We start from the raw sequence: 7618 nt of genomic DNA on the forward strand, positions 1-7618 counted from the left end.
TCTGTTGCCACTGTGGTCCCCACTACTTTTTGGTGGGGACCACTCTGGCAACTTCCTTTCACGCCGTCGAGACGGTGCTGGGGACACGCTTACGACGGTACTCGTACATGGAAAGCTGAGGAGGTAGCCCGCGGTGGAAGGGGAGTGCTGTTGCCGGTTGTTCCAGGCAGTATCACGCGCTGTCTGAGCGGGGCGAGGTATGCGGCAGCGGCGACAATTGATCACAATCCGCCGATTCTGCTGGCGTAAGGTGATTAGCAGTGGCACTCCATTTTCATCTGTCCATCATGCCGATTCATCCTAGGACGTCGCTCGGCACGGCGACCTCTCTTGGTAGCGCCGTCGGGCATCCTTTCCGGCGCCAATTCAAACTACGAAAGAAGGCCGACGCCCACGCGCTGCCCGAGGTGACTGTCACGATTAGACGGCGCCGCTCTTGGTGTGTTGACGTGCACGATGCCCCGCTTGGCGAGACGCCGTCCGCCAGCAAGGACGCATAAAGGGCAGGGCCTGCTTGCGCCTTGGTCTGATTATCAATCGACTACTTGAGGGTCGCTTTCGCAGTGGTGAGTCGGGTGCGTTGATGCAGTAAGCCACGCTATAAGTGCTCGTGGAGCATCGACGAATCAGGGGGGCGGGCCAACTGCGTGATGCGTATGTTTCGCATCGAATGAGCGCATGGAGTGGCCCGCGTACTCGACCCGATTTTGCGCCAAATGTGCTAGGCAAGGCATTCGCTATGGAACACGATATCAACTGCTTTATTGCCGCCACGCTTGGCGTGCTAAACCCGTGTTCCGCACAAAAGCGCATGTTGAAGCGTGCAGAGGGCCGCTATACGCTCGACGAAGCGGCACATGCCATTGCTGGCGCGCGCGGACCTGCCAAGCAAATCAAGCTCCTGCTCTGCCAAGCTGCGCAGTCGCGCAAACTCGTGGTGTACGCCGCTGACGATCGCACCAAATTCTATCCCTCGACGTCTCGCCCTGCTCAGGGCTCGCATGAGGCGTACTGGCACGAGCTAAACCGGTGGATCGAAAAACATATGCCAGGTGCTACCTACCGGCTCCCAGCGCCTGCCGCTCCCTCGACTCCGTCTACGCAAAAGCCCCCAAGCGCACAGATTCGTCCAAATACGCGGCGCGCAAAAGCGCCGGCATCCACGCGGTCATTGGCGGCTTCCGTGGACAAAGAGTCTGTCAAAACCGAAGACGAGGGCTTAGAGCTGCCTGATGGAAATGCGCGCAGCGCACTTGCGGCGGATCTCCACATTCCAACGTTGCGGAGTAATTGACCGCGTACATGCTTGAGGAGGCGACGGCCTTCCACTGGAGATGCCACATGGGCCATCAAAGGCTTGTTCCAATTCAGCGCTCGCAAACGAGCGCCGCCTTGCTGCAAGGCTGGTTCGCACAAGTAATGTGGACGATGGCAGCGTTGTCCTTTGGCACGGTACTGCGCCCCGCCATGGCGCAACCGTCGGGCGCGCACGGCAACGATTTCCTGTACCGCGTCCAACAGGGAGATACGCTGAGCGCCATCGCTCTACGCTACCTGGGGGAGGCGTCAGCGTGTGGACAGCTTGTACAGCTTAATCACCTGGCAAATCCGGATCAATTGCTATTAGGCACCACGCTGCGCGTTCCGCTTGCGCGAATTCCGGCGCAACCCTCTGGGGCGCAAGTCGTGTCAGCCCACGATGCCACAACGGCCGAACATACGCCGATCAAAGTTGGGATGTCGCTGACCGAGACCGACACGATCGAAACCGGCCCGAATGGCACTGCGACGCTCGCCTTTGATGACAACACCCGCGTGACCCTATTGCCCAACACCCGCATGACGCTCGCGCGCATACGCAAGTTCATGCTCACGGGTCATATTGACGTGCGGCTTCATGTTGAGAAAGGCGAGGTGGAATCGGTCGTGTCGCCCAACAAGAAAGGTGTGGGGCGTTATGAAATCTCTACGCCCACCTTGGTCACGGGCGTACGTGGTACGCGCTTTCGTGTGCAAGCCGATGGCAGTGTGTCCACAGCTTCAGTGTTGGAAGGTGAGGTTGCAGCGGCGGCCCGATAGCAATCTTGCAGGTCACAGGTGACACAACGCAGCCCAACGTTCTCAAATGACGCCCGGTGTGCGTCCGTGCAAATCCAGTCATCGTGAATACGCAACGCAGACCCACTTACATGAACGCACCGAAGACCAAGGCAGGCGCGAAAGCGACGAGCCGCACGGCCACTGTGTCCCCCCAGGATGCCGACCAGGAGGTAACCGAAGCGATGGTGCTGGAGTTGTTCGCCCGTCACCCTCTGAACCGGTACAACCCCACTCAGGTCGCCCGGCAACTCGGCTGCAGCACCGAACGCGCCATCGCACTGATGCGCGTGCTCACGACGCGCGGCGCCGTACAGGTGAGCAATAGCCCGATGGGGGACACCCTGTTTGGTGCGCTGATGCAGAGCCAAGGCTCCGGCCTGCATAGCATCCGCGAGCGAGGCGATCTGCGCTTTGATTACACCGGCGCGCTGCGGCACTGGGAATTGAGCATGGCCAGCCGGCGTTCTTGAATGCGGAACACCATTGCAAGATCTACGCGCAAACGCGCGGGTCAAAAGGCAGCGCCGGCACGTCATTTCGACGCGACCGTGGGGGCGATTACCGCACGCGAGCATGTTGATGACGCGTTGACGGAAGACCAAGCGCTGACCAACTATCTCATGTCAGCCTGGAGGGACCTCATCAGCCCGAGGAGCACCCCTTTGCCGCGCTGTCCGCATTGTGATGGCGCGCGTATCCGTGCCGAACGACCGCGCAAGAAGGAGCTGCCGAGCTTCTTCTGTCACAGATGCCAACGCTACTTTAACCGTCTGACGCAGACGCCGTTTGTACAGCTGAAAAATCGCGACAAGGGTACAGCAATGATTCCGTTGCTCTCGCGGCAAATGTCGATACAGCAGGCGTGTGAGCGGCTCGGGCGCACCAACAAGGCGATCTTGTCGCGGTTGTTGGCGTTTCGTCGCTATTTGCTCGAACTGAATCCTTCGGGCCGCTGGGAGGCCCGAGTGCGCCTCGGTGTTCGCATGGCGCCGCATGCGCATTGCTTGCGCTGTGGTTTCGAGGGGGGGGTCAAGTCCGCGGCCTTCGATCCACAGCGACGGCGCCGTATCCGCTGTCCGCAGTGTGGGCGTAGCCGTTTGCTCGATGTGCTGCAGGACGAGGGACACGGGCTTGTCGGTGTCATCCTGCACGACGCTGTCGATACCGCAGTGCGGTACAGGCGCAAGCATCATCCGGACACAGTAGTGCCAGCCGTCGCGCGTGCTGCACACGTCGATGAGACTACCCTGACGGTTCGGCCGCGGCGCCAGTTGGCCGACATCGAATTGCCGGCCCGGATCCTGCCACGTGGACCAATGGACCAGCTTGAAGATCGTCGCCTGAGTGCCCACCTGACGAAGCGGATCGACGCGGCATTGAGCCAAAGCATTGCTGCCACCCGTTGCCCATGGTGCGACAGCGCTCAGACCGAATACCACCCGCTCAAGCGTCCCAGGACTACCGGGGTTCAAGTGCCGCGGTTGCTTGGGCTACTTCACGCGCGTCTCGAACTCCCCGCTGCTGAGCACGCAGGGCCGCGAAATTGCACTGCAATTGGTACCGATGTTGGGATGGCGCAATACGATCGAAACGGCGGCGCAAGCACTGGGCGCGTCCACTACGCACCTGCAAGCGTGGCTGGTTGCGTGGAGACAATGGTTGTTGGTGCTCGATCCGAGCGGGGCCATGGAAGCCTGGGTACGCTTGGGCTTGCCAATGAAAGAGGGACCAAGCCTCATTGAGACACGCGCGCGCAAGCGCAAACTGTGGCTCGCTCGCAGATGGTCAAGACGTGGGGACGGGTGCTCGTATTTGTCGGCTGACGGTTATGTTGTCCGAGTCGGCGGGGCGAAGACAGCTTGGCAATTTGAATTGCGCGCCGTTGGTGAGATGGAAATTGTTCGATCCGGGTGCGGCTTTAGGTCGATAGAGGCCGCGCGCCTGGCTGCGTTTGATGCGATTATGGACCTGCTCGCCACGGCTTCAGCTTCATCATGAGGTTATGCTGAGGCGAACTCAGTCAACGTACGTGCCGAAAGCTCCGAGCCAGTTGAAGCACGTGCTCGGCGGTATGGAAGAGACACTGCCCATGTCGACCGAGGCGAACCGCTGCCAGGTGCACCCGCAAGCGAATGTGGCATTGCGCTGTCTCATACACCGCGAAGTCCGGTGCGGGCCGCACGAACACGCCGACAAGGCACTATCGTTGGTCTCGCACAGAGCCCGCCACATTGACGGCCCAGCGCCCGCATTCGCTCATTTGCGGCTGCGCTATCATTCTCCCGCGACATCCTGATCGACTCGGACAGCGTTGTACGGCTGTCGCAGGGCCCCGCCTTCGCGCGGGGCTTTTTCTTTTTTGGGGACGTTCTGCGAGCGCGCTGATTCCCGCATGTTGAATTCAATTTACTTTAAATCTATATTTAATATTTTTCTCGAATAGCGAAACCATTGTTTTCAAATCACCTAAAACAGCCAGTCTATCGTGCTCTTGCTGGTATCAAGCTGTTTGAACCCTTCTTCTCAGCAGCCCGATATCGGTACCGGGCGAGCGTGTTGATCGGGTTCGTCCGGCTTCCCGTCACCCCAAGCTCTCGTTCCCCGGGTGCTTGGGGCCTTTTTGCGTCTGGCCGCGAAGCACAGAAAGCTGGCGCTTGGCAGACAACCATCGGGCAGGAGTCGAGATGAAAGATCAACCCGATGCGCAGTCCGGTCAGTCACGGCCATCACTGACAGGCACCGTGGTCGATATTCCCGGCGGCATGCGGACGGATTTCCCCAACGGAAGCTACCTGATCGAGGGACCAGACGGCACCAAGTACCTAGTCTCCGAGTTGGGCGAAATCAATGTGACCATACCGGTGATTCGCCGCGTGCAGCTCGAGGATCTCGCGCAGGTGGAGCGCCACGTTATTGCAACCGTGTACGACACGACGTCGCACACCCTGCATTTCGCTGGCGGTGGTGCGTTTTCGTTCTTGCATAAACGCGATGGCAGTGGCATGTCAATCCAGAGCCACAAGATTCGAATGCGAACCCTGCCCGACGGTGTGCTTGTGGTGCGCGGCCTCTATCTTGAGGAGCAGTCTGGTCCTCAAGCGGGACCGGGCGAGGGCGGATGAGTGGTGTGGAGGTCGAGTGAAGTCCATGTCCGCACGATTGGATAGGCAAATTTCTCCGCGCCTATGTATCCGATCAAGGCGCGGAGAAGCAATTTGAGTGGGCTCGTTGTTGCGAGCATGTCGCAAGGAAGACGCTCTGCGTATCTGTTGGCCAAAGGAAGGTGGACACAGAAGAGCCGCGGGCAGAAATGGAAGATGGTGGAACTTGTGATGCGTGGTAGAGGCGCTAGTGTGCGAGTGCAGCAAGGCTCGTACTTGTCGCAGGTATTTGCGCGTATTTCGCGCGAATACGTTATCTCAACCATCGTTTTTCACGGACGCTATCTATGCTGATTAAAAATGTGGCAGTCAGTCTGCCTTCCAAAAGTGTCACGAATGAAGAAGTTGTCGATCTGATTCGATTTCACTCCTCTGAGTATGAGGGCGACATCGATCGGGCGACGCGCAGCATCAAGACATTGCTCGACAGAAGCGGGTTGGTCAATCGGCGTTGGTGCAGCAGCCATGAGACACCGATTGATCATGTGGCAATGGCGACGCGTAAGGCTTTGTCGGAGACGTATCTGAGGCCGGAGCATATCGAACTGTTCGTCTTTGTCGGCATAGGAAGGGGATTCCTGGAGCCGGGCAACAGCCATATGTTGGCCAGCGCGCTCGGGTTTACGAAGGCCGAGTGCTTTGACATCGTCGATGCCTGCATGAGCTGGACGCGAGCGATGTCAATTGTCGACGGACTCTTCAAGTCCGGGCAGTATCGAAATGCGTTGATCGTGAACGCGGAATTCAACATGCAAGCGGGTGGACCACTTTATCCTGCGAATTTCGCTCTGAAGAACCAAGCACAGATCGAGTACACCTTGCCGTCTTTCACAATTGGAGAAGCGGCAACCGCCACGCTCATTGTGGCGAAGGAGCCAGATAACTTCAGCTTCGCTTTTCGCGGCAAGCCCGAGGTGTCGGACCTGTGCACGATTCCCATGCCTGGCTACGAAGGCTTTTGCCACCCATCCGACCGGATTGGGAAAAACGGGGAAATGCGCTTTACCTCGTTTGGCCACGAACTACACAAGAACTCAGAGGAGCTGTCCGACGTGTTGGCGAAGATCGCTGTTCCGAAGAATGAAATCGACATCGTCTTTACCCACGCTTCGTCCAAAGCGGCATGGCATGGTTACGGCGTCAGTGCGGGCATCGAGGACAGGATGTATCACATCTATCCCGAGACAGGAAACCTCGTGTCGGCCTCGATTCCTGCTGCGATCTCCCTGGCGATGGAGAGCGGGCGACTCAAGAGGGGAGACCGGGTGCTCTGCTGGGTGGGTAGCGCGGGCATGTCCTTTAACAGTAGTAGCTTCAGATTCTGAGGCGCACTCTCAATAATAGAGCGCAACATGAAAGCCATGGCTGGGAGCATCCGATACATTGACGCACGCGTTTGCGACGCGTTCACTCTGTCGGGCTACAGCGTGATGGCCGTCGGCGCACTCGGTGTAGTTGGGCATCCCGTGTACTGGCTCTGGTGGACGTACATCGATCCGCAGCCCAATGAAAGTCTGCTGATGCGCATGATCGGCACGCTCGCTTGTGCGCTGTTGCTGTTGCGCAGTTTCTGGCCTGCTGCTGCTGCTGCGCGCTTCCTGGCTTGGTACTACTTTGCGACGGTAGCTTATACGCTACCGTTTTTTTTCACGTACTACCTCTTGACCAGCCATTATTCGGTGCTCTGGTCGATGGCTGAGCTGGGAATGATCTTCTTCATGATCGTGATATTCCCGTCATACATCGTTCTGCTGTTGAACTCGGTTATTGGGATCGGTCTTGCTGTCCTGCTTGCCTGGCTTGTGGTGCCGCAGGCGATCCATCTGGATACGCATCAACTGCTTTACTTGTATTTCCCGATTTTTACGTTCGGCATTTGCGCGGGTCTTACTTTCAGCTACAGCAATATGAAGGGGATCGCGGCACAAGCGAAGAACGAGGCACTCAGAGCGATGGCAGGTTCGATCGCCCACGAAATGCGCAATCCTCTGAGCCAGCTGAGACACGTGCTCGACGGTATGGAGGAAGCGCTCCCTGTATCGAGTGACGGTGACCGTCCGTTGATGCTGTCGCAAACGAATGCGGCATCGCTCTATCGTCATCTCGCACAGGGTCAACTGTCGATCGAGCGCGGGCTGCGCATTATCGCGATGACGCTCGACGAAGTCAGTGCGAAGCCCATCCGGCCCGACCGTCTGACCTATCTTGGCGCGGCCGATACGACCCGCAAGGCACTGGACGAATACGGCTTCGCCGATGAGGACGAGCGCCGTAAAGTGAAGCTTCACGTGGTCGAAGACTTCACCTTCAAGGTCGACGAGACGGTCTACCTCTTTACGCTCTTCAACCTGATCAAG

The 7618-nt window shown here is 58.4% G+C and carries 8 protein-coding genes; all 8 read left to right on the forward strand.

Annotated elements, in window-relative coordinates; translation table 11 throughout:
* Window positions 1–739: 739 nt before the first annotated feature.
* Window positions 740–1294 carry a hypothetical protein gene (locus tag ABIC76_RS25395; protein WP_354535634.1) on the forward strand — a complete coding sequence of 185 codons (555 nt, stop codon included), beginning with the start codon at window positions 740–742 and terminating at the stop codon, window positions 1292–1294.
* A 47-nt stretch (window positions 1295–1341) separates the two neighbouring features.
* Window positions 1342–2079 carry a FecR family protein gene (locus tag ABIC76_RS25400; RefSeq protein WP_354535635.1) on the forward strand — a complete coding sequence of 246 codons (738 nt, stop codon included), beginning with the start codon at window positions 1342–1344 and terminating at the stop codon, window positions 2077–2079.
* A gap of 110 nt (window positions 2080–2189) precedes the next feature.
* Window positions 2190–2570, forward strand: coding sequence for a hypothetical protein (locus ABIC76_RS25405; protein ID WP_354535636.1), 381 nt, complete (start codon window positions 2190–2192; stop codon window positions 2568–2570).
* Window positions 2571–3842 (forward strand): DUF746 domain-containing protein, encoded by a 1272-nt coding sequence (locus tag ABIC76_RS25610; protein ID WP_502947907.1) that lies wholly within the window; start codon window positions 2571–2573, stop codon window positions 3840–3842.
* Window positions 3739–4098 carry a hypothetical protein gene (locus ABIC76_RS25415; protein ID WP_502947909.1) on the forward strand — a complete coding sequence of 120 codons (360 nt, stop codon included), beginning with the start codon at window positions 3739–3741 and terminating at the stop codon, window positions 4096–4098. The genes ABIC76_RS25610 and ABIC76_RS25415 overlap by 104 nt, the downstream gene beginning before the upstream one ends.
* Before the next feature lie 686 nt (window positions 4099–4784).
* On the forward strand, window positions 4785–5222 hold the full coding sequence (locus tag ABIC76_RS25420) for a hypothetical protein (protein ID WP_354535638.1): 438 nt from the start codon (window positions 4785–4787) through the stop codon (window positions 5220–5222).
* A gap of 326 nt (window positions 5223–5548) precedes the next feature.
* A complete protein-coding gene (locus tag ABIC76_RS25425; protein WP_354535639.1) occupies window positions 5549–6586 on the forward strand; it encodes a 3-oxoacyl-ACP synthase III family protein in 1038 nt (345 codons plus the stop codon).
* A 27-nt stretch (window positions 6587–6613) separates the two neighbouring features.
* Window positions 6614–7618 (forward strand): ATP-binding protein (locus tag ABIC76_RS25430; RefSeq protein WP_502947908.1); only part of this gene is annotated, 1005 nt, incomplete at its 3' end.

Source organism: Ralstonia sp. 1138 (assembly GCF_040544795.1).
Classification (GTDB): Bacteria; Pseudomonadota; Gammaproteobacteria; order Burkholderiales; family Burkholderiaceae; genus Ralstonia; species Ralstonia flatus.

What these genes read in the sequence shown, in the direction of transcription:
- ABIC76_RS25395 (WP_354535634.1), top strand. Translation starts at nt 740, where the DNA reads ATGGAACACGATATCAACTGCTTTATTGCCGCCACGCTTGGCGTGCTA.
- ABIC76_RS25400 (WP_354535635.1), top strand. Translation starts at nt 1,342, where the DNA reads ATGGGCCATCAAAGGCTTGTTCCAATTCAGCGCTCGCAAACGAGCGCC.
- ABIC76_RS25405 (WP_354535636.1), top strand. Translation starts at nt 2,190, where the DNA reads ATGAACGCACCGAAGACCAAGGCAGGCGCGAAAGCGACGAGCCGCACG.
- ABIC76_RS25610 (WP_502947907.1), top strand. Translation starts at nt 2,571, where the DNA reads ATGCGGAACACCATTGCAAGATCTACGCGCAAACGCGCGGGTCAAAAG.
- ABIC76_RS25420 (WP_354535638.1), top strand. Translation starts at nt 4,785, where the DNA reads ATGAAAGATCAACCCGATGCGCAGTCCGGTCAGTCACGGCCATCACTG.
- ABIC76_RS25425 (WP_354535639.1), top strand. Translation starts at nt 5,549, where the DNA reads ATGCTGATTAAAAATGTGGCAGTCAGTCTGCCTTCCAAAAGTGTCACG.